Raw genomic sequence first — 20,632 nt, 5'->3', positions numbered from 1 at the left:
TTTTTATCTCCTCGCAAGCTTATATTTATTCCCGGGCAAACGCTCGATTGCCCCCTTTATTTGCAGCCAAGTTAGGGCGGAATTCACCTCGCCGGCGTTTAGGCCGGTTTCTTCTATTATCTCATCGCTGCTTTTCTCGCCTGAATTGAGAGTTTCAGCGATCAGCTCTTCACTGCTGCCCTTATCGAAAAGCGTTTTGGGCTTACCCTTGAGCTTTGCTTTTTTTGTCGCCGGCTTGTGTTTCTCCATGGGCTCGTTTAGTATATCAGAAATACCTCTGCAAAGCACAGCTCCTTCTTTTATTAGCTTATTCGAGCCGAAGCTGAGCCTGCTGTCTATCCTGCCCGGTACAGCGAAGACCTGCCTGCTGATTTCTCTTGCGAAGCTGGCAGTTTTTATAGCACCCGAATTCGGCCCCGCCTCCACAACCAAAACCTGCTCTGAGAGGCCGGCTATAATCTTGTTTCTCGGAACAAAATGCTCCATTCTCGGCTCTGTGTCAGGGGCAAACTGGCTCAGGCAAACTCCCCTTGCTGCAATCTCTTTGAACAGGCCTTTGTTTTCTGGCGGGTAAATGTGCATAAGCCCGCAGCCGAGAACTGCTATCGTATCTCCGCCTGCGGTAAGTGCTCCATAGTGCGACTCCGAATCAATCCCCCTTGCCATCCCGCTAACAACGCTGAATCCTGCTTCCCCGAGCCCGCAGGCGAGAATTCTGGCCTGCTCTTTGCCGTAGAAGCTGCATCGCCTCGAGCCGACTATCGCGATTGAAGGCTCAAGCCTTTGCAGTTTTTCTATATCTCCGAGATAATACAAAACTGCCGGCGCGTATTTTGTGCTTTTAAGCAGTTCCGGATAGCAGGGCGAATCGAAAGTGAGAATTCCTATCCCGCTGTTCTCGCACAGCTCCAGCTCTTTTGAAGTATCGAGATTGTCAAAGGCTTTGCGCATTGAATCAGCGGTTTTATCCCCGATTCCTTTAACTGCTTTGAGCCCCTCTTTGCCTGCGCCTGCTATCGATTCGATACACCCAAATCTTTCAAGCAGCCTTACAACTCCCGCAGGGCCAACTCCATCAGCTTTAGAGAGCTTCAGCCAGAGCCTTGTTTTCTCTTCATCCATTTTCTTTAATGATAGAATTTTCGCTGAATGTTATAATGAAATCCACACCGTCCTTGGTATTTTCTGCCTCGATGCGTGCGTCATTAATTTGGAATATTCTATTCGTAAGCGCCGGGTCAAGACCAAAATCCCCCTCGCTGCTTATGGTTTGGCCATGGCCGAATTCGCTGAAAAAGTTTGGAAGGATGGCCTCAGGTATGTTCTGCCCTTTTACGCTTAACTTCAAGAGCAGAAGCTTTGAATTCTTGTGTTTGGTTTCCTCGCAGCTGAACTGCATAGAGCAGCTCTCGCTGGATAAAAGCAGGGCAGTTCTTAACAGAGATTCAAAGGCCTTGTCTATCAGAGTCCTGTCTGCATATATGGAAATATCTTCAGGAATTTGCTTGTAATCAAGCGATCGCCCTTTTTCTTTAAGGCTGCTTGTTTGCACGGCTCTTTGCAGAGCAGGCCTCAGCGCAACGTTCTCCCTGCTGAAGGAATTTTGAGAAACTTTGATTTGAGTAAGCAGGGTCGCATCGTTGATAATAGATAAGAGCTTTTCCTTCGAGCCCTCAAACATATCTACGATATCAGATGAAACAGATTTGCATTCATTATCAAGAAGCATCTTCATAACCCCGAGTATGGAATTAAGCGGGGTTCGCAGTTCGTGGGATATCTGCGTAAGGAAATCCGACTTGGCTTTGTCGAGTATCATAAGCCTTTCGTTTGCTTCCTTGAGCTCCCTTGATTTTTGGTCTAACCTGTCCTCAAGGTCTTCGTTGTGTTTTTCAAGCTTCTCTGTAAGTTTCTCAATCTTCAGGTGAGTCTGAATTCTCGCTTCCACCTCTTCAAATTTGAAAGGCTTTGTAATATAGTCCACGCCTCCTGATTTGAAGGCCATTATCTTGTCTTCTGTATTGTTAAGCGCGCTTATGAAAATTATGGGTATCTTTGCCAGTTCAGGGTCGGCCTTGAGCCTTTTGCACACTTCGTATCCGTTCATCTCCGGCATATTTATATCGAGAAGTATCAGCTCAGGCGGGTGTTTTTTTGCTGATTTAATAGCAATCGCGCCTTTCGGGAAGCATGAAACATCATATCCCGAGCCGGTGAGCATCTTGTCGAGAAGCCGCAGGTTGTTGGGCATATCATCAACAACCATCACTTTTGCGTTATCGATTCTCGTCATCTAAATCAATTCCAAATAGTTTGTAGAGCTGTTCATATTCATAGCTTTCTGCGAGGCGGTACAATTTTGCCCCTGCTGCTTTGTCTTTTTTCTTCAGCTTTTCTGTCTGCTCTGTAAATTCCTTCATTCGTCCGTTTTCGAGGTCTGCTTTGAGCGAATTGAATAGCGAGCTTTCGATTCCGGAGAGATACTTAGCCATGTCTTTGAAAGAAAGATTCTGCTCATCAGCGTCAGGTTCCTCATAAACATATTCTGAATTAGTGTACAGGGCGATTTTTTCTAAAAGCTGGTCGATTTCGTAAGGCTTGCTGACAAAATCAGTAGCGCCGGCTTCTTCAGCGAGCTGATGGCTTTTTTCCATTACATCGCCAGAAATTATTATTATGGGGAAATCCTTTATGTTCTGATTTTTCTTGATCTTCTCTATAACTTCCGCACCGGTCATATTAGGCATCATATTATCCAGAAGCAGTATGTCGGGCTGGAATCTCTCGAGCAGGTCAAGGGTTTCCCCTCCGCTTTCCGCAGAGATCACTTGAAATCCGGTGTTATTTAAAATGGCCGCCAGAACCTCTCTGTTATCCCTGTTGTCGTCCGTGATTATCACCAGTTTGCCTTCATGTTCTTCGGTAAGGTTTTTTATTGTTCTTTTGCTGAGCTGCTGATTCTGCTGGTTTCCTTCAGGCAGTTCTGCAGTGAAAGTGAAACTGAAAGTGCTTCCTCTGCCTTTTTGGCTTGTAAAAGTAATGTCTCCGCCCATCTGTCTTGCATAGCCTTTGCTGATTGCAAGCCCCAGTCCGCTGCCGCCGCTCTTAGTGCCAGACTCTGTCTGGTCGAAGTAGCTGAACACTTTCTCCTTTTCGTCTTCGGAAATCCCGTACCCTGTATCTTCCACTTCCACTGTTATTTTCAGGATATTTTCATCGAGCTGCTCGTGCCGAGCGCGAACACGCACGCCTCCTCTGTCTGTAAACTTCACCGCATTGCCCAGAAGATTTATTATAACCTGCCTTATCTTTCCGTCATCTGCATAGACCACTCGGGGGAAATCCGATGGTATATCGTATTCGAGGAATATTGATTTATTTTCCGCCTTCAGGGTGAATATGCTTTTGGTAATGTTCAGCAGGTTGATGAAATCAAAGTTAGTTGGAGAAAGTGTTACTTTCCCTGCATCCATCTTGCTCATCTCTAAGATATCGTTAATCAGATTAAGCAGATGATGGCTGCTTGAGTCAACAATTTCAATCTGTTTTTTCTGTTCGTTTGTGAGATTGTCGGATTTTTTAAGCATCTGTGAATACCCTATGATGGAGTTCATAGGAGTTCGAATCTCATGGCTCATATTGGCGAGGAACTGGCTTTTTGCCTCGCTGGCCTTGTTTGCTGCATCCCTTGCCTTTACCAGCTCCTGTTCGTATTGTTTTATCCTCGAGATATCTCGGCAGAATATGCAGCAAAGCTCCTGTTCTTCGAGCTTGAGGTACTGCCCGCGGATATCTACCGGATATTCAAGGCCGTCTTTTGTTCGGTGGGTGGTTTGCAAGGATATTTTTTTGTCTTTCTTGAGCGTTTCCCAAGTTTCTTTCCACCACTGCCTGGTTTTTTCGGGGTTGAATTCGAATATATCCTTGCTGCCGAGTTTATCCGCCGGGATCCCGAAGTTTCTAAGAGCAGTCTGGTTTGCATATATAAACCGTCCCTGTTTATCGAGGAAATATATTTCATCTGAAGACTCATCTACGGCAAACTGGATTTTGGTCAGGGCAATCTCCATATGCTTTCGGGAGGTAATGTCCTGTATCGTCCCGAAAATGTATTCGCACCGGTTTCCGTTAAACACAGGCTTTATGTTCATCTCTATGTATTTGTATTTTTCCGCAGAGATGAATCTAAGCTCAATTTTTTTACCTTCCCGGTAGCCCGTGAAGATCTTATTGAGCACCTTGTCGAATCTGTCAATGTAGCTCGGGTCTATAAGCTTCCTGAATTTTGATATCGGCACACCTTGCGATATCGGCATACCGAGAATCTTATCTACAATTTTAGAGCACGTGAAGTTGTCGTTGTGAAGCTCGAAATGCCAGTGCCCTATACGCGCTATTTGCTGGGCAAGCAGAAGGTCTTCTCTGCTTTTATTCAGCTCGCTTGTACGCTCTTTAACTTCTTTTTCAAGGTTGTTTTTATGGTTTTCGAGCTCATGTTTGGCCCTCTCCAGTTCTGTTATGTCTGTGCTCGAACCGATTATCCTTATAATCGCTCCGCTTTCGTTTACGACCGGGCTGAGCGTGGTTATGCAAAGAACTGTTTTTTCGTTGGTGATTACACGGCCCTTGAAGCTTATCTTTTTTCTTTCAGATATACATTTTTCTGCATTTTTCAGAAGCTCTTCAATAGTGAATTTCGAAAAATGTTTTGTGAGCTCTTCAAGGGTTTTGTACATAAGGTCTTTTGATCTTATCCCCATTATGTCCTCAAACTTGGTGTTTACGCCGAGGTATCTGAGCTTGCTGTTTTCCTCAACTTCAAGGACAAAAAGACCCACCTGAACATCTTCATAAATGCTTTCAAGAAACTGATTTTGAACCTTGAGCTTATCTTTGAGCTCGAGGGTCTGTTTACCAAGTACGAAATTGTCTATGTGTGTTTTGAGCCTTGCCAGAAGTACATTCGAGCTGTAGGGCTTTGTAACGTAGTCTGTCCCGCCGCACTCAAAAGCCTTGTCTATACCGTCTTCCTGGAGTTTGGCTGTGAGGAATATAATCGGAATGTCTTTTGTCTGGGGCAGGCTGCGCAGCTCACTGCAAACTTCATAGCCGTCCATATCAGGCATCATAATATCCAGAAGTACCGCATCGGGGGAATACTTCTTTGCGCTTTTGAGGCCTTCTTTGCCGTTTTGGGCAAGTATTATCTCATAGCCCATCTTGCTGACAAGACCAGCAACAACACTTAAGTTGCCGGCATTATCGTCAACAATAAGAACTCTTTTTGTAGTCTCATCCATAAAATTACCTGCCCGAACGCTATTAAGGCTTCCTCCCCTCTCAGCGGCATAACTTGTAACATAAAATGCTTATTAAGTCAAATAATATTATAGAGGAATTAGTGATTATATCTAATTTAAACAGAAGAGTTATAAAATGTTAGCAATTCGCGCAATCAAAATCATCAGTGAAAAATCATGGAAGATTATCTGCCGGACAAGGTGGACGAGGTGGACTCGGGTCAGCGGCAGCTGCAGGAGTAAAAACTTCTGCCTTATCATTGCCTTGAACCTATAAAGCCCTGTCTAAAAAAATCCTTAGCGCATCTTAGCGTTTCTCAGTGGCTGAAATATCTCAGCGCTGCTCAGCGGCTGAAATATCTCAGTGCTGTTTTGCTGTTAATGGGCAGGTTAAGAGTTTTTATTATTCGAATGATTTTTCAATCCTCTTTGCAGCCCTTGCAGGTGAGCTGAGATTTCCCGGCCCGCCTACACAACCGCCTTTGCAGTTCATCACTTCCACAAAGTTGGCATCTGTGTTTGCTTTGCACATATCAGAGAGTTTTTTGATGTTTTTTTTGTCCAGCCCGTCTATAAGCTCCGGTTTTATTTCTGTGCTGCCGGAAAGGTGCGTTTTCACGGCGTTGGTAACCCCGCCTGAGACTGCAAATTTTCTCGCCTCAATGCTGGCTGACCCGAGCGTTTCAGCGTGGTTTGTTTCACGTACGAATATATCCTTGGCCACCAAAATCGCCCCCAGCTCCTCGCAGGTTAGTACGTGGTCGATAGAGCTGCCCTCTAGAGCCTCCTGTCTTTTAGCGATGCAGGGGCCTATAAATACCGTAATGCAGTCGGGACTGTCTGCCTTTGCCCTGCGTCCTGCAAATTCCATAGGAGTTGGCGTATCAGATATAAACTCCCACAGTTCGGGGATGTGTTTTTTGGCAGCTTCTTTGTAAACAGGGCAGCAGCTTGATGTCATAAACTTCTGTCCTTCTCTGATTTTTTCTTCGAACTCCTCAGCTTCTTTTTTCGCTGTTATATCTGCCCCTTCGGCCACCTCCAGCACCTCGCCGAATCCCGCCTTGAGGATCGCCCCTTTAAGCTGTTTGAAATCGCAGGGGAACTGGCCTGCAGCCGAGGGGGCTGTAAGCGCAGCAACCCTTCGCCCTTCCGCAAGCTTTTTGGCAACATCAATAATCTGCGAGCGTTCCATAATTGCTCCAAACGGGCACGAGGTCATACATCTGCCGCAGAAGATGCATTTTGAATAGTCGATCTTCTCCTTCCCGCTCTGGTCTTTGCTTATCGCCCCTACAGGGCAGGCACTCTCGCAGGGCACGGGGATCTCAACTATAGCGTTGTATGGGCATACCTTCAGGCATATCCCGCAATTTACGCATCTGTCTTCATCGATTTCCGCTCTGCCGTTGTGAATTTCGATGGCATCTTTCGGGCAGTTTACCATACAAGGCCTCGCAACGCAGCCTCTGCATACGTTTGTTACAAAATGCCTCCCAGAAGGGCACGCACTGCAGGCCTCATCTATGACAGTAAGCACGGGCTCTGTTATCTTCTCTCGATTGAGAGTTTCCTTGGCGTATTCGCTCAAGGGCTTGAGCTCGTCTTGTTCATCTTCAATGCTGCGGCCTAAGATTGCCATTAGACGGTATTTTATCACTGCTCGGTCTTTATGCACGCAGCACCGGTTTGCGGCGCTGTTTTTGGGAATCATATTGATAACAAGCCGGTCTATCTCCTCCTCGAGGTTTTCCTCAAGGCTTAAGCGGGCAGTCTCTACGAGCAGCTTCTTTACTATCCTGCTGGCGTTGTTGTCTGAGAGCATCTAATCGCCCCTCTCTATTTCGTTTATCATCTGAGTTACTCTCAGCAGGTTCGCCTCGGGAACGACCCTCCCGTTGACCTTAACAAAAGGAGCCTGCTCAGCATTCCTTTCCCTGCATAGCCCGATGCAGCTTGTGGCCTTTATTTCCACAATATCTTTAAAGCGGCTTGCGAGCATATCCCGTATTTCCATAATCGCCTCTGAACCCATTACATGGCAGGTTGTACCCGTGCATATTTCAACTAATATTTTTTTCATACCAGCTCTATCTCAACTTTCTTCAAATAATTTTTCTCAAGCACCCTCTTCAGTCTTCGGGCGAGATTCCTGCGGATCTCTACATCAATCGGAAAATCCGGATTGTGATGGGTTTGATTGATTTTCGTGCCTACTATAAGTGTTATTATGTCCGATTCAAGCAGAAGCTCCATTAAAGCCCCTGCCGGCGTGTTTTCTGCTCTTCCGCTGCCTGCAGTATCAAGCATATCCTCGAGCTTTGAGAGCGTGAGTATGCCTTCTGTAACCAGATCTACCCCTTCAATCTCAGATGCAGGAGGAAGGCCTTCCCCGATGTTTGCCGGGTGTGTATGCAGAGGTCTTCCGAGCTTGTCAGCAATTATTTTTGCTGTTGTTCCGCCGCAGATAATTTTAGTCCCGAGGAAATTTTTCAGCCTGTCTGTGATGTATGCATCGAATTTTCTTTGAGAGGGCGGCCCGGTTACCAGCAGTGTCTTCTTCGGCCTTCTGAGGTTTATCACAAGAGCCGTTGCATCATCACTGCACTTCCCGCCTTCGTTTCTTATCGCTGCTTCTACGATATTCTTTGCCATCTGTCTTGCAGAAAGCCCTTTGTTTTCGCTGCATATCCCAGCGCAGAATTTCGCAAGATTTTCTTCCTCCCAGCCCCACTGCATACCTTTTTCGCCTCTGCCTGATTCTGTTACCCCGTCGCTGCAGATTGCAAGCCTGTCGCCTCTTTGCATATCGATTACGCTCTGGAAAACCTCTCTGCTGCCGAGTTTGCCGTATTTTACTGAAACTTTCCTGCGCTTTATCCTCTCGATTCTGCCGTTTCTTATGAGAATCGCAGAGGGGTTGTCAAACTCTATCAGCTTATTGCGTCCGCTCGAATCGATATCTGAAATTGTAAACGTGGAATAGCCCAGATTCCTCTCGCTGCATTCCGGCAGGATCTGGCTTATAATTTCTGCATATCGCCTGAGGTTGGATTCTGAGGCTGCAAAGTGCGTGGCGATTGTTGATGTCAGCGTTGAGAGTATGTGCGCCTTCACGCCCGACCCGAGGCCGTCGCAAAGGGCAGTGATCACCCTTCCCTGATCCTCGAGGCGCAGCTTCTCCACCACATCTCCGCAGAGCCTTTGGCCGTGCTTGAGAGCCTGATAGTGGTCTATCTCTATGAAATTCTCCGCCAGCGCTATTTTTTCACCCCCGTTTTCCTGAAGTTCTTGATTATAGAGTTTAGTATGTCCTCCGATGCTGCGGCGTTTTCCCCCAGCAGATGGGCTATTTTCTTTACTGTATCGAGGTTTTGGTCCATCACTTCCTGCGCCTTGCCGATGATGTGCTCTTTTTCAACTGCCGGCTCAGTTATATCCTGCGCTATGCAGCCTGCCAGCTGATTCTGCTCTATCGTGAAAATCTGCACATTCAGAACGCCCGTTTCACTGCTGATTTCCTTTTCTATAAATCCGTTTTCTTTCTTGATTACCTGCTGGAAGTAGTAGTCGAACGGGACTACCTTCTCAAGGGATGCACCGTTCAGCCCGCCGCAGCTTTCGTAAACAGCGAGATTGTCTTCGCCCATAAGCTCTGCAAATTTCCTGTTGCTTTCCACAACCCTGCTGCCAGAATCTGCGATGATTATCCCGCAGGGCAGGGCGCTTATAACGCTGTCGAGCTTGCTTGCAGCTATCTTCCGCATATTACCTACGCACATTGAGGGTTCGGCCTTTCCGCTGAGCATAGCGCCAGCGAAATTCCTGCATGTATCATAGCCGCAGCAGCCGCAGTTTAATTCATCTTCGGTGCTGTATTTGCCCACCTTTTCAAGAGCCTGCTTTATCTGAGCGGGTCGGTGCTCTGCAGGTATTACCGGTTCAATCCTGTATTCGCCCCTTGTTTCCACTTTCGTGCTTGCTGTGATACTCTCTTTGCGGTAGTTTGCATATTTCAAAACGCTTGCCCTCCCTGAGAGAAGCTTCTTTTTGTCTGAAACCAGCGGGCCGTTTATGCAGCCGCCTTCGCAGGCGAGAAGTTCAAGAAAAAGCGGGGCAGGGGGCTCGTTGTTCTCAAGGTCTTCCATAACCTTTCGCATATTTTCAATCCCTGAAAACGACGCATAACTGCTCTCAATTGAGCTGCACCCGTGCTTTATCCCAGAGAGCATTCCGCCCTCTACCGGGTACAATGCCCCGTTCGCTGCCCTGTTCGGGCTGAATCGTTCCATATTTTCAGATATATGCTCCGGGTTTATACCCTCAGCCTCAAACCAGCCCCTGAGCTCTTCAAACGTTATCGCAGCGCTGAGCAGTTCGGGGTTTGAATCGGCCTCCAGCTTCTTGCCTGCACAAGGCCCAATGAATACAACTGATGTATCCTCGCCGTAAATCTGCTTGAGCATTCGGCAGTGCACCAGCAGGGGTGAGAACAGCGGGGCTATACTTTCGCCCTGAGACGGGTAATACTTCTTTATAAACTCTACCGTCACAGGGCAGGCAGAGGATATGCATACATCCGGCTTCTCATCGCGGAGGTGTTTCACCGTGGCAGCGGAGACCTGCTCCGCACCAAGCGCGGTTTCTGATACTATATCAAAGCCAAGCATCTTAACGGCCTTGATAAAGCTTGAAACCGGCAGATCAGAAAATTCGGAGATAAAGCTCGGCGCAACAGAAGCAGCCACTTTCCTGCCCAAAGCCTTGTATTTAGATATCGTGTTTGCGGCGAACTGAATATCTCTGCGGTATCTCTTTGCACCCTGCGGGCATACGTTAAGGCAGTGCCCGCAGCTTATGCAGAGCTCATGAACAACGCTCGCACTGCCCGAGGATACCTTCACCGCCTTCACCGGGCATTCCCGAAGGCATTTGTAGCAGTCCTGACAGTCCGTGGTTATTGTGTATATTGGTTTTAATTCCTGCATTGTTTCGGCCTTTGTCTTAACTTTGATAAAAATATATCAATATCCGGCCGCAATGTCAAGCCTTTTGTGAAATTTTTGAACAAAAAATAAATTACACTTGCCTCGACATTATATATCGCAAAAGCTGATAGTTGGGTGTAATGGGAATCTGCTGTTCATTTGTTACATCCGCCTCTGGCGGACTTCTTGCACGGGTCTGATTAAGGGGATTATCCAGATTCAATGAAAAATAATCTACAGAAATGATCTTGCATAATCGTATTTGCCTTTATTGTGAAGCAAAAAAAAGCAAAAAAATGGCTGCAAAAAAAATACACTGGATTACGATATATAATATAACAGTAAACAGATTGAATTGCTATTTCTTTTGTATTTCATAGGGAAAATACTAAATGCTAAACAGGCGCGAATTTACCAAAATAATGGGTGCTGCCGGGCTAATAGGTTTGCCGGCATTTTCTACAGGTCAGTTTAATTCTTCAGCACCTTCATATTTAAAAGGTTTTGCTCAGGATTACTCTGCCAAACCTCATTCTTCTTCAATGGATTGGTTTAGAGCAGCAAAGTTTGGCCTTTTCCTTCATTACGGGCTTTACAGTCTGCTTGGACGGGGGGAATGGGTTCAGATTAAGGAGAAAATACATGTTAAAGAGTATGAGAAGCTTATTGAACTCTTTACTGCTGAAAACTTTGATGCTGATGAAATCACTGATCTGGCTCTTCGCGCTGAAATGAAGTATGTGAATATTACAACTCGCCATCACGACAGTTTTTGTTTGTTTGATACAAAATCGACCGATTTCAACAGTGTTAAATCGCCAGCAAAAAGAGATCTTGTTGCCGAGCTGGCCGAAGCCTGCGAGAAAAAGGGGCTTGGGTTATGTCTTTATTTTTCTCACGGAAGGGATTGGCGTCATCCGCATGCTCCAAATAATGATAAATGGGGAAGCTTTGCACGCCCGAAGTATTATGAGCCTGAGCTGTATTACAAATACGGCAAGGAGCACGATTTAGATATTTATATAGAGTATATGCACCAGCAGATTAATGAGCTGCTTACTCAATACGGCCCAATTGCCAGCATTTGGCTTGATGGGCATGGCGTTCCTATGAGCGGGCCTATTGAGAAGTTTCGAGTTGATGATACATACAAGCTTATCCGGAAACTCCAGCCCCAATGTTTGATTACATCAAAATGGGGCTACAATGGTCAAGAGGATTATTATTCCCCTGAGATTCACTGGCTCAAAGATAAGGAAAAGGTAAAGAAAAAACAGGCAGCCGGAAAGCCTTTTGAGATATGCACCGCTATTGCCGGCTGGGGATATACCAAAAAACATGACGGCAATCACAGAGGTTTTGATTCTGTGCTGGATAATTTGAAATATGCTGCTGATTATGATGCTAATCTCCTGTTGAATACAGGGCCTCTCCCTGACGGCTCTCTTGACAAGCAGGACGTAAATACGCTGCATAAAGTTGGTGAATATATCAGGAAAAATGGTTTCCCAAAGTAGAGTTGATTCCAAGATGATGAAAACGTGTTAACATTGCTAATAGAGATATAGAACAGGATTTAATATGAAATATTTAATTTATAAAAGTTTATTTTTAGCGGCATTCGTTTTGCTGTTTAATAATTTCGTTAAAGCTGACAGTTGGAAAGTAGAAACTAAAAAGCAGTGGAAGCAGCTTCGAAAGGCATACAGCGCGATATATTTTGAAGATGACACAGTTTGCCCGTCCATTGAAAAAGGTTATTACACAAGCAAGGTGAAGCGCTTCGATAAAAAGATGTCTGCTAAGTCTATCACAATATCTCAGTCAGCGGTTTGGGAGAACTGGAAGCCTGTAAAAAATCTTGGCCCTGATAATTTTCATAATGCACCTGTTATGCTTATTCTTGGACAGGACAACTATTGGATGTTTGGGCAGTATGTTAAAATTAAAGGTGAGGACAGCTTTAAAGCGGAAGCTGCTTCTCTTGATGGTTTTGATGTTCCTCTGAAAACTACACCGCTTCCAAATGTGTACAACGCCCCGGGCGGTCTTAAAAAGGGTTTTGGCGGATATCACGCATGGCAGAGCAGGGATATGAAAAACTGGGTACATCACGGGCCTGTTACCAAACATTTTTCTCGGTGGGTTACAACAGCAGAATATTCTGACGGGAAGGCTTACATCTATTACGACTACCCAAACGACCAGGACCCGCATCTTTACATTGATGACGATCTCACCGACGGCGAACCCGGGAAGAATATGGGGCTCGCTTTTGCAGACCCTTCTGACGGTTCCGATTGTGCGTTTTTCCGTGATAAAGAAGGGAGTTTCCATGTGATCTATGAAGACTGGAGCCCGATAAATGCCTCTAAACATTCGTGGGATTCGCCTCTGGCAGGGCACGCCGTGAGTAAAAACGGGATCACTGATTTTGAGATACTGGATTTTGCTGTTGATAATCGCACCAAGCCTACAGGCAAAGTTGGCGAGTATAAGCATCCTCACTGGCTTCAGCATCCGGACTGGAAAAGCAATGCAGCTAAATACAACGTCCACAAGCCGGAACAGGAAGCCTACGGCGACTGGGCGATGATTAGTATTGGTGAGCAGTATTATCTTTTTGGTGATTTTGATCCCGTCGGCGGCCATGATATGAGTGTTTGCTGGTTTACTTCTGATTCGCTGAATAAGAAGTTCCAGTGGTGCGGGAATATTGGAAAGGGGCATCCTGATCCGGATATTTGTTTTGCGGAAGGTCAGTTCTATCTCGTAACGCAGATGGATACAGATTATGTGAGTCCCGGACCGTGGGTTGAGAAAGTAACAGCCAGAGTTGGGGCTGATACTGACAATGATGGTGAGGCCGAACTCTGGACTAAGTGGCAGGAAGTAAAGGAAAACTATGACTATATCGAGGGTTTTGCAAAGCGGATAGAACGCAGGAATGCGAGTATGGATATTAGCTTCCTTCCTCCAGCTTACGGTTTCTGCTTTGAATTCAAACTTGAAGATACAACAGAAAACCCCTCAAAGCCAATGATTGATAGTGTTGAAATTGAATTTGAATAATCTTCTATAAAAAGCTGAAAAGGAAAGTATAATGAAACGCATGTTCTGTGCTATTTTGATAGTTTCTTCTATTGTGGCTGCATCACAAGATAAGCTTGCGAATGTGTTAATAATTGGTGATTCCATATCAATAGGTTACACGCCACACGTTCGCCAGCTCTTGCAGGGTAAGGCAAATGTTATACATAACGAAGGCAATGCAGGCCCAACCAGCAAAGGGCTTGAGGAAATAGAAAAGTGGCTGGGTGATAAAAAATTGGATTTGATTCATTTTAACTGGGGCCTCCATGACCTTTGCTATCGCAATCCAGAGTCTAATCGACTTAATAAACGTGACAAAAAACACGGCACGATTACTAATTCGCTTGAGCAGTATGAGAAAAATCTCGAAATACTCGTAGATAGGCTAAAAAAAACTGGAGCAAAGCTGATTTGGGCATCCACAACAGTTGTTCCCGAAGGTGAGCCGGGAAGAATTGCAGGAGATGAAGTTAAGTACAATAAATTGGCAAAAAAGGTAATCAGAAAGCATGGAATTCCTATTAACGATCTCTATGCTATGACAAAAATTTTTCCAGAGCAGCTGTTCAACGCTCCCGGTAATGTGCATTTAACTAAAAAAGGATATCAAATTCTCGCAAGGCAAACAGCTTTGCATATTGACTATCAGTTAGAGCTTCAAAAGTAGATTTCGTTGCGCAGGTGTATTTGTCAGTTCTGAAGGTGCGTTGTGTCGAAATTAAAGAATATTGTTTTTAAAATTTTATAGTGAGGTTATCGTGAGAAATCAGGTCGCAGTTAAGGTGCTTTTATCTTTTTTAATTTTTGCTGTATTTTGTAGTTTAGCAGAGGCAAATGATACTTCTTGGCCCTATGCAAACGAAACAAAAGAACAGCGGAATCAAAGAATGGACTGGTGGCGAGATGCCCGCTTTGGAATGTTCATTCATTGGGGCGTTTATTCCGTCCCTGCCGGCATTTACAAAGGACATAAGGTTAAGGGTATTGGGGAGTGGATAATGAATCGCGGTAAAATACCCGTTGCTGAATATAAAGAGTATGCTGAAGGATTTAACCCTGTAAATTATGACCCTGATAAATGGGTTATGCTTGCAAAAAATGCAGGGATTAAATACATTGTTATCACTTCAAAACACCACGACGGGTTTGCTCTGTATAATTCCAAGGTTACAGATTGGGATGTGGTTGACGCAACGCCTTACGGCAAAGACCTCTTAAAGCCGCTGGCTGAGGCTTGCAAAAAACACGGCATTAAGCTTGGCTTTTACTATTCTCAGGCCCAGGACTGGTGCCATAAAGGAGGGGCGGTAATGCGGGTTCCTGCAAAAGCAGGCTGGGATAACCCCGATCATGAAAAAATCGACAAGTTTACTGCCGAGCATTCCGGCCATTGGGACCCCGCCCAGCTTGGGAGCATGGATGAATACATTAAGAATATCGCAGCCCCGCAGGTTAGAGAAATACTTACTAACTACGGCGATATTGCGGTTTTGTGGTGGGATACACCGGTTGATATGAACAAGGAAAGAGCTGATATGCTCCAGCCGCTTATAAGTCTTCAGCCCGGTATAATCACAAACAATCGTCTTGGAGGAGGCTATCCGGGCGATTTAAAAACGCCGGAGCAGCATATCCCGGCAAAAGGCCTTGATTATGACTGGGAAGCATGTATGACTATGAACGATACATGGGGTTTTAAAAGCTATGACCATAACTGGAAATCAGCAAAAAATCTCATTCGCAACCTCGTTGATATTGCAAGTAAAGGCGGTAATTACCTGCTTAATGTAGGCCCAACTTCGAAGGGTGAGATACCTCAAGAATCAGTTGAAAGGCTCAAAGAGATTGGCAAATGGATGAGCGTAAACAGCAGGTCTATATACGAGACAACGGCGAGTCCTTTCGCAAAGCTGAGTTGGGGAAGATGCACTAAAAAAACATACATCAATGGGGCAGATCTTTATTTGCATATTTTCGACTGGCCAGAAGACGGAAAGCTCATCCTGCCCGGGCTTAAAAACAAGGTTCAGCAGGCTTACCTGCTGGAAAATATGAAAAAGCTTAAAGCCGCTTCTGTCTCAGATGGAGTTATGGTTGAGCTGCCTTCTGAGCCTCTTAACGAAATTGATACTGTTGCAGTTTTGAAGGTTAAAGGCGAGCTTGACATAGACAAGATTATTCCATCCGCTAACGCTCAGGGTGAGATAGTTTTGAAAGCTGAGCTTGCCAATATTCACAACCCGGGATACGGCTCTAAAGCCAAATTAGAAACGATAAACAGCAAAAAAAACATTGGTTTCTGGACAGATGCAAGAGTTTGGATTGAATGGCCTTTTGAAGTGGAAAAGAAAGCTGAATTTTCTGTAAAAACCGATGTTGCTCTGACTGATAAAGCATCTGAGATAACCATAGAAATTGATGATAAGAAATACCGGGCTGAGCTTAACCCCACTGGAAGCTATTCAAATTTTAAAACCGTTAGTATTGTAGATAAAATAACATTAAATCCAGGTGAACACCGCCTTAAAATACGACCTTTGAGGGGAAAGTGGAGCCCTGTTAATCTCAGGGATGTAACCCTTAAATCTTTAAAAATCTCGGGCAGATAATTATTATACTCCCGGAATTTTTAGGTATTTGAAAAGACTTGAGCTTTGATATGGTATTTATACGTTAAGAAGCTTTTGTCATAGGATTTTAAGCCGCGTATGATATTATAAAATTAAATATTCGGTTAGCAGATGAAAAGATAGGCAAGAAAATTGTTCAGGGCAAGCCTTAGATTTTCAGTTTTCCTGCTGCAGCATTCTCTCTATAAATACCAAGGTCGGCTGAATCGTCATTTTCGAACTTTCGTTGGAATTGTTGAGACACGGTGTCCCCGGCTTAAGTGTTGTAATTGGGGTCAGACGAATATCCTGTTAAGTGATTTTCTTGTTCTTAAACTATATCAGCCAAAGAGATCAGAATAGAAACGATAGTTGCAGAAGTTGTTAATGAACAGAAGTATCCTCCAAACAGCAAAAACCTTAATAGTGCCATAGGAAATATTCCGGTGCAAAAGAGTACTGCTCACTGCTGGTCTGCACAAAGCGATTGCAACCAAACTGACCAGAGCGTGGGATCATCTGATATGCTTTTTACTGATGGGACAGCGTGCAAAAGAAGTCCGAGTTAAGAAGCTCAAAATTACAGGCAATTTAACACTTGTGCTAATAAGTCTAACTGCTAATAACCTGCAAACTTTGGGATGATAATAAAATTTTAAAAAGTCCTTGAAATTCGTTTAGAGTGTGATAAAATACCCTCGATAAAAAAATATCGATATTAAAATATCTTTGAAAGAGTATGTATGATTATGAAAGTTTCATCAGTTTCACTGCCCACAATCAAGAGGCTTCCCTCATATCTGCATATACTCAGGCAGGCATTGGAAGAGGGGCACGAAAATATCAGCAGCGCGTATATAGCACGTGCATTGCATCTTGAGGCTATTCAGGTTCGCAAAGACCTCTCGGCCACAGGCATTTCCGGGCAGTCCGGAGTAGGCTTTAATATTGCCGGCCTGATCAAACACCTTGAGGACTTTCTCGGCTGGAACAACAGCAGAGATGCCTTTCTCGTAGGCTGCGGCAATCTCGGGGTGGCTCTTATGGGATACGAAGGATTCCGCGAGCGGGGGCTGAATATAGTTGCCGGCTTTGATGTTGATAAAAACAAAATCGGCAAAGAGATCAGCGGGAAGAAAATTTTCAGCCTTGAGAAATTCCCCGATCTGTTAGAAAGGCTGCATATAAAAATAGGCGTGCTTACCGTCCCGCAGAACAGGGCTCAGCAGGTGGCAGGGTATATGGTGGAATCTGGGATTGAGGCAATCTGGAACTTTACATCTGTCCGTCTGGATATTCCCGAGCACATAATCGTTGAGCGGGTGGAGCTTGAATGTTCGCTTGCGGTTCTCTCAAGCAGGCTTCGAGAGAAGAACGAAGAATCGGCAGAGGAATTCAGCGGTGCAAATGTATGAACGGAAAAGTGAAAATAAGGCTCTGTATGGGAAGCTCCTGCTTTACACGCGGGAATAATAAGGCCATAGAGCTCATCAAAGAGTATATCTCTGAAAACAATCTTGAACAGAGCATTGAGCTTTCAGGGAGCCTTTGCGAGGGTAAATGCAGCAGCGGCCCTCACATTACGATTGATGATAAAGAGTATGATGATATTAAGCCAGAATCAGTTTTAGACCTTATCAGAATCCATCTGAGAGAAAAGGGCATAATAAACTGACCAGCGGCTTTGAAAGGGTATAGTATGGATTTTATGGAACCAGTTTACACTCAGGCAGCGGAATGCCAGGACTGCTACAAGTGCCTGCGCCGATGCCCTGTAAAATCGATACAGATACAGGACGGCCACGCAAGGATAATGAACGACAGCTGCATTATGTGCGGTACGTGCGTTCGAACCTGCCCGGCAGGCGCAAAAAAGATACGAAACGACCTCCAGAGGGCACGCCTTCTGCTGAAAAGCAGAGAAAAGGTATATATGTCTATAGCTCCCAGCTGGAGGGCGGAGTTTGAAGGCAGCGAGGACAAGCTCATAGCAGCGGTTAAGAAGCTCGGCTTTGCGGGCGTTTCAGAGACCGCTCTCGGGGCGCAGGAAGTTTCTGCAAATACTGCGGAAATACTCGCCGAAGGCAGCCCCGGCGTTTACATCTCAAGCGCCTGTCCTACCGTGGTTGAGTATGTGCTTAAATATATGCCTCAGCTTGCAGGCAGCATTACAGGCATTCTCTCGCCCCTTCTTGCGCACTGCAAGATGCTCCGCAAGGAATACGGGGAGGATATTGGGATCGTCTTTGCAGGCCCCTGCATAGGCAAGAAGAAGGAATCGGACACCTCAGAAGGCCTTCTGGATGTTGCGATAACCTTCCAAGACCTGAAGCAGTGGCTTATGGATGAAGAGATTGACCAGGCAGCTCTTGAGCCCGATAAGACCGGGGATGCGTTTGTTCCGCAGAGGGCGGCAGAGGGCAGTCTCTATCCCGTAGACGGCGGGATGATAGCAGGCATCAAGGCCAACTGCGATGTTACTGATGCAGGCTATATGACATTCTCCGGAATGGATAATATAATGCAGGTTCTTGAAGGGCTCGAGAATTTCAAGCCCGATAAGCCTGTATTCCTCGAACTGCTCTCCTGCGACGGCGGATGCGTTAACGGCCCGGCAGCCCAGAGCGGAAAGAGCAGCGCATTAAAACGGCTTGATGTTTTGTCAGGCAGCGAATATGAAAAGGAAAATATACCCAGAAAGCCTGGCATCGATATAACTGCCAGCTTCAGCCCCGACCCGAAGGAAGAAAAGAAATATCCCGAGCATAAGATAAGAGAAGCCCTTGAGCGTGTTGGCAAATACCGCCCCGAGGACGAGCTCAACTGCAGCGGCTGCGGGTATGATTCCTGCAGGCAGTTTGCCGAGGCGCTTCTTGAAGGCAGGGCGGAGGAGAGTATGTGCGTAAGCTATATGCGTCAGCTCGCCCATAAGAAGGCCGATATGCTTATCAAAACAATGCCCGGCGGGGTAGTGATTGTGGATGAGAAGCTTGAGGTGGTAGAGTCTAACAGGCGTTTTGCCTCTATGCTTGGAAGCGATACCGAAGAGCTGTACGCTCAGATTCCCGGGCTGGAGAAGGCAAAAATCGAAAAACTCCTGCCCAGCGCTGAGATGTTTCGAAGGGCAATAGAGAGCCGTGAGCAGGTTATCGAGAAGGACATAAAGCTCAATAACGCCGTTCTGCATATTACCGTTTTCACTATCGAGCAGGGAAGGCTCGCAGGTGCGTTTCTGCAGGATATTACCGCTCCGGCAGTCGCCAAGGAGCAGATAATAAACAAGGCGAAAAACGTTATAGAGAAAAACCTTCAGACTGTTCAGCAGATTGCCTATCTTCTCGGGGAGAATGCTTCTGACTCAGAGGTGATTCTCAATTCTATTGTAGAGTCTTTCCAGACAGGCAGCGAAGAGAGCGAAAGGGGCAATGATGCTCACAAAGAATGATTTCTTCGTAGAGGTCGGCTCTTTCCAGAAGAGCAAGGAAGGTATGGGCTCTCCCGGCGATGTTTTTTATTCCAGCAGGACAGAAGACGGCCAGAGAACTATCTGCATACTCGCTGACGGGCTCGGAAGCGGGATTAAGGCCAACGTCCTTGCTACCCTAACCTCTACGATGGCAATGAACTACATCAAGAGCGATATAGATCTCAAGCGCGCCTCAGAGATCATTATGGCCACTCTGCCGGTATGCAGCGTTCGGAAAGTGGGGTATTCCACTTTCACCATAGTTGATGTGAGTTATGAGGGGCGGGTGCGGATAATTGAATATGACAATCCCTGCTGCCTTCTTCTCAGGAACGGCAGAAAGATTGAGCTGGAAAGAAGCAGCCACAGGATAGATGCCGGCTCAGCAGGACAGAGAGAGCTCAAATATACAAGCTTTGATGCGGTCAAAGGTGATAAGCTTTTTTTCTGCAGCGACGGCGTTACCCAGTCCGGGATGGGAACAGACTCTATGCCTCTTGGCTGGACATCTCAGGGAGCTGAGGAATATATAACCGCTCAGCTGGGCGGGTTAGAATCTGTTTCAGCGAGGAAGCTTGCCCGCAGGATTGTTGAAAGGGCTCTGAAGAACGACGGCAATAAAGCCAAAGACGATATAAGCGCAGCAGTAATCTCTTTCAGGCATCCCCGCAGAACGCTTGTGATAACAGGCCCTCCGTACAATCAGAGCAATGACGGCCTGCTCGCTTCAAAGTTTGAAGAGTTCAGCGGAAGAAAGCTTGTCTGCGGAGGAACAACTGCGAGGATTATCGCAAATCAGACGAAAAGGGATGTGAAGATAGACCTCAGCTGGACCGATCCCTATATCCCTCCGGCCTCTAAGATGGAAGGCGCAGAGCTGGTTACTGAGGGTACGGTAACGTTGAGCAGGGCGCTTGAACTGCTAAAAAGCAGAGGCGAAATTGACCCGCCTGCAAAAAATCCCGCTGAAAAATTAGTGGAATACCTGCTCGAGAGCGACAGCATACATTTTATCGTGGGAACGAAGATTAACGAAGCCCACCAGGACCCGAACTTGCCGGCGTCTTTGGATATTAGAAGAAATATGCTCAGAGAAATTGTTGATACGCTCAATAACAAGCATTTAAAAAGCTCTGATATGGAGCTGATATAAGAGTAAAAGAAGTAGTTTAGTGA

The 20,632-nt window shown here is 45.8% G+C and carries 15 protein-coding genes; 8 read left to right on the top strand and 7 right to left on the bottom strand.

The window, feature by feature from the left end; all coding sequences use genetic code 11:
* Positions 1–3: 3 nt before the first annotated feature.
* The 7 genes from dprA to L21SP3_RS06495 all read right to left on the bottom strand — a co-directional run bounded on the left by dprA (position 4) and on the right by L21SP3_RS06495 (position 10,288).
* Positions 4–1,122 carry a DNA-processing protein DprA gene (gene dprA / locus L21SP3_RS06525; RefSeq protein WP_077540086.1) on the bottom strand — a complete coding sequence of 373 codons (1,119 nt, stop codon included), beginning with the start codon at positions 1,120–1,122 and terminating at the stop codon, positions 4–6.
* Positions 1,115–2,293, bottom strand: coding sequence for a hybrid sensor histidine kinase/response regulator (locus L21SP3_RS06520; protein ID WP_077540085.1), 1,179 nt, complete (start codon positions 2,291–2,293; stop codon positions 1,115–1,117). Before L21SP3_RS06520 ends, dprA begins: the two co-directional genes overlap by 8 nt.
* On the bottom strand, positions 2,277–5,300 hold the full coding sequence (locus L21SP3_RS06515; protein WP_077540084.1) for a response regulator: 3,024 nt from the start codon (positions 5,298–5,300) through the stop codon (positions 2,277–2,279). Before L21SP3_RS06515 ends, L21SP3_RS06520 begins: the two co-directional genes overlap by 17 nt.
* Positions 5,301–5,703: 403 nt before the next feature.
* A complete protein-coding gene (locus L21SP3_RS06510) occupies positions 5,704–7,125 on the bottom strand; it encodes a monomeric [FeFe] hydrogenase (protein WP_077540083.1) in 1,422 nt (473 codons plus the stop codon).
* On the bottom strand, positions 7,126–7,383 hold the full coding sequence (locus tag L21SP3_RS06505; protein WP_077540082.1) for an NAD(P)H-dependent oxidoreductase subunit E: 258 nt from the start codon (positions 7,381–7,383) through the stop codon (positions 7,126–7,128).
* Positions 7,380–8,486 carry a PP2C family protein-serine/threonine phosphatase gene (locus tag L21SP3_RS06500; RefSeq protein WP_161488124.1) on the bottom strand — a complete coding sequence of 369 codons (1,107 nt, stop codon included), beginning with the start codon at positions 8,484–8,486 and terminating at the stop codon, positions 7,380–7,382. Before L21SP3_RS06500 ends, L21SP3_RS06505 begins: the two co-directional genes overlap by 4 nt.
* 74 nt (positions 8,487–8,560) lie before the next feature.
* Entirely contained in the window at positions 8,561–10,288 is a 1,728-nt protein-coding gene (locus tag L21SP3_RS06495) for a [Fe-Fe] hydrogenase large subunit C-terminal domain-containing protein (RefSeq protein ID WP_077540080.1), read from the bottom strand.
* Between the two features lie 392 nt (positions 10,289–10,680).
* Here L21SP3_RS06495 and L21SP3_RS06490 point away from each other — a divergent pair, with 392 nt between their 5' ends.
* From L21SP3_RS06490 to L21SP3_RS06455, 8 genes are all read left to right on the top strand, one after another.
* On the top strand, positions 10,681–11,805 hold the full coding sequence (locus L21SP3_RS06490) for an alpha-L-fucosidase (protein ID WP_077540079.1): 1,125 nt from the start codon (positions 10,681–10,683) through the stop codon (positions 11,803–11,805).
* A gap of 64 nt (positions 11,806–11,869) precedes the next feature.
* On the top strand, positions 11,870–13,360 hold the full coding sequence (locus L21SP3_RS06485; RefSeq protein WP_077540078.1) for a glycoside hydrolase family protein: 1,491 nt from the start codon (positions 11,870–11,872) through the stop codon (positions 13,358–13,360).
* Between the two features lie 31 nt (positions 13,361–13,391).
* Positions 13,392–14,048 carry an SGNH/GDSL hydrolase family protein gene (locus L21SP3_RS06480; protein ID WP_077540077.1) on the top strand — a complete coding sequence of 219 codons (657 nt, stop codon included), beginning with the start codon at positions 13,392–13,394 and terminating at the stop codon, positions 14,046–14,048.
* Positions 14,049–14,139: 91 nt separating this feature from the next.
* Positions 14,140–15,990 (top strand): alpha-L-fucosidase, encoded by a 1,851-nt coding sequence (locus L21SP3_RS06475; RefSeq protein WP_315850246.1) that lies wholly within the window; start codon positions 14,140–14,142, stop codon positions 15,988–15,990.
* A gap of 743 nt (positions 15,991–16,733) precedes the next feature.
* The gene (locus tag L21SP3_RS06470; protein ID WP_118084524.1) at positions 16,734–17,405 is read left to right on the top strand and encodes a redox-sensing transcriptional repressor Rex; all 672 of its coding nucleotides are present in this window, start codon (positions 16,734–16,736) and stop codon (positions 17,403–17,405) included.
* On the top strand, positions 17,402–17,665 hold the full coding sequence (locus tag L21SP3_RS06465; protein WP_077540075.1) for a (2Fe-2S) ferredoxin domain-containing protein: 264 nt from the start codon (positions 17,402–17,404) through the stop codon (positions 17,663–17,665). Before L21SP3_RS06470 ends, L21SP3_RS06465 begins: the two co-directional genes overlap by 4 nt.
* 24 nt (positions 17,666–17,689) lie before the next feature.
* Positions 17,690–19,435, top strand: coding sequence for a [Fe-Fe] hydrogenase large subunit C-terminal domain-containing protein (locus L21SP3_RS06460; protein ID WP_077540074.1), 1,746 nt, complete (start codon positions 17,690–17,692; stop codon positions 19,433–19,435).
* Entirely contained in the window at positions 19,419–20,609 is a 1,191-nt protein-coding gene (locus tag L21SP3_RS06455) for a SpoIIE family protein phosphatase (protein ID WP_161488123.1), read from the top strand. Before L21SP3_RS06460 ends, L21SP3_RS06455 begins: the two co-directional genes overlap by 17 nt.
* Positions 20,610–20,632: the final 23 nt, after the last annotated feature.

Origin of the sequence: Sedimentisphaera cyanobacteriorum, from assembly GCF_001997385.1 — a bacterium.
Taxonomy (GTDB): domain Bacteria; phylum Planctomycetota; class Phycisphaerae; order Sedimentisphaerales; family Sedimentisphaeraceae; genus Sedimentisphaera; species Sedimentisphaera cyanobacteriorum.
Note: the sequence above shows the minus strand (reverse complement) of the source record. Positions and strands in the feature narration are given on the sequence as shown.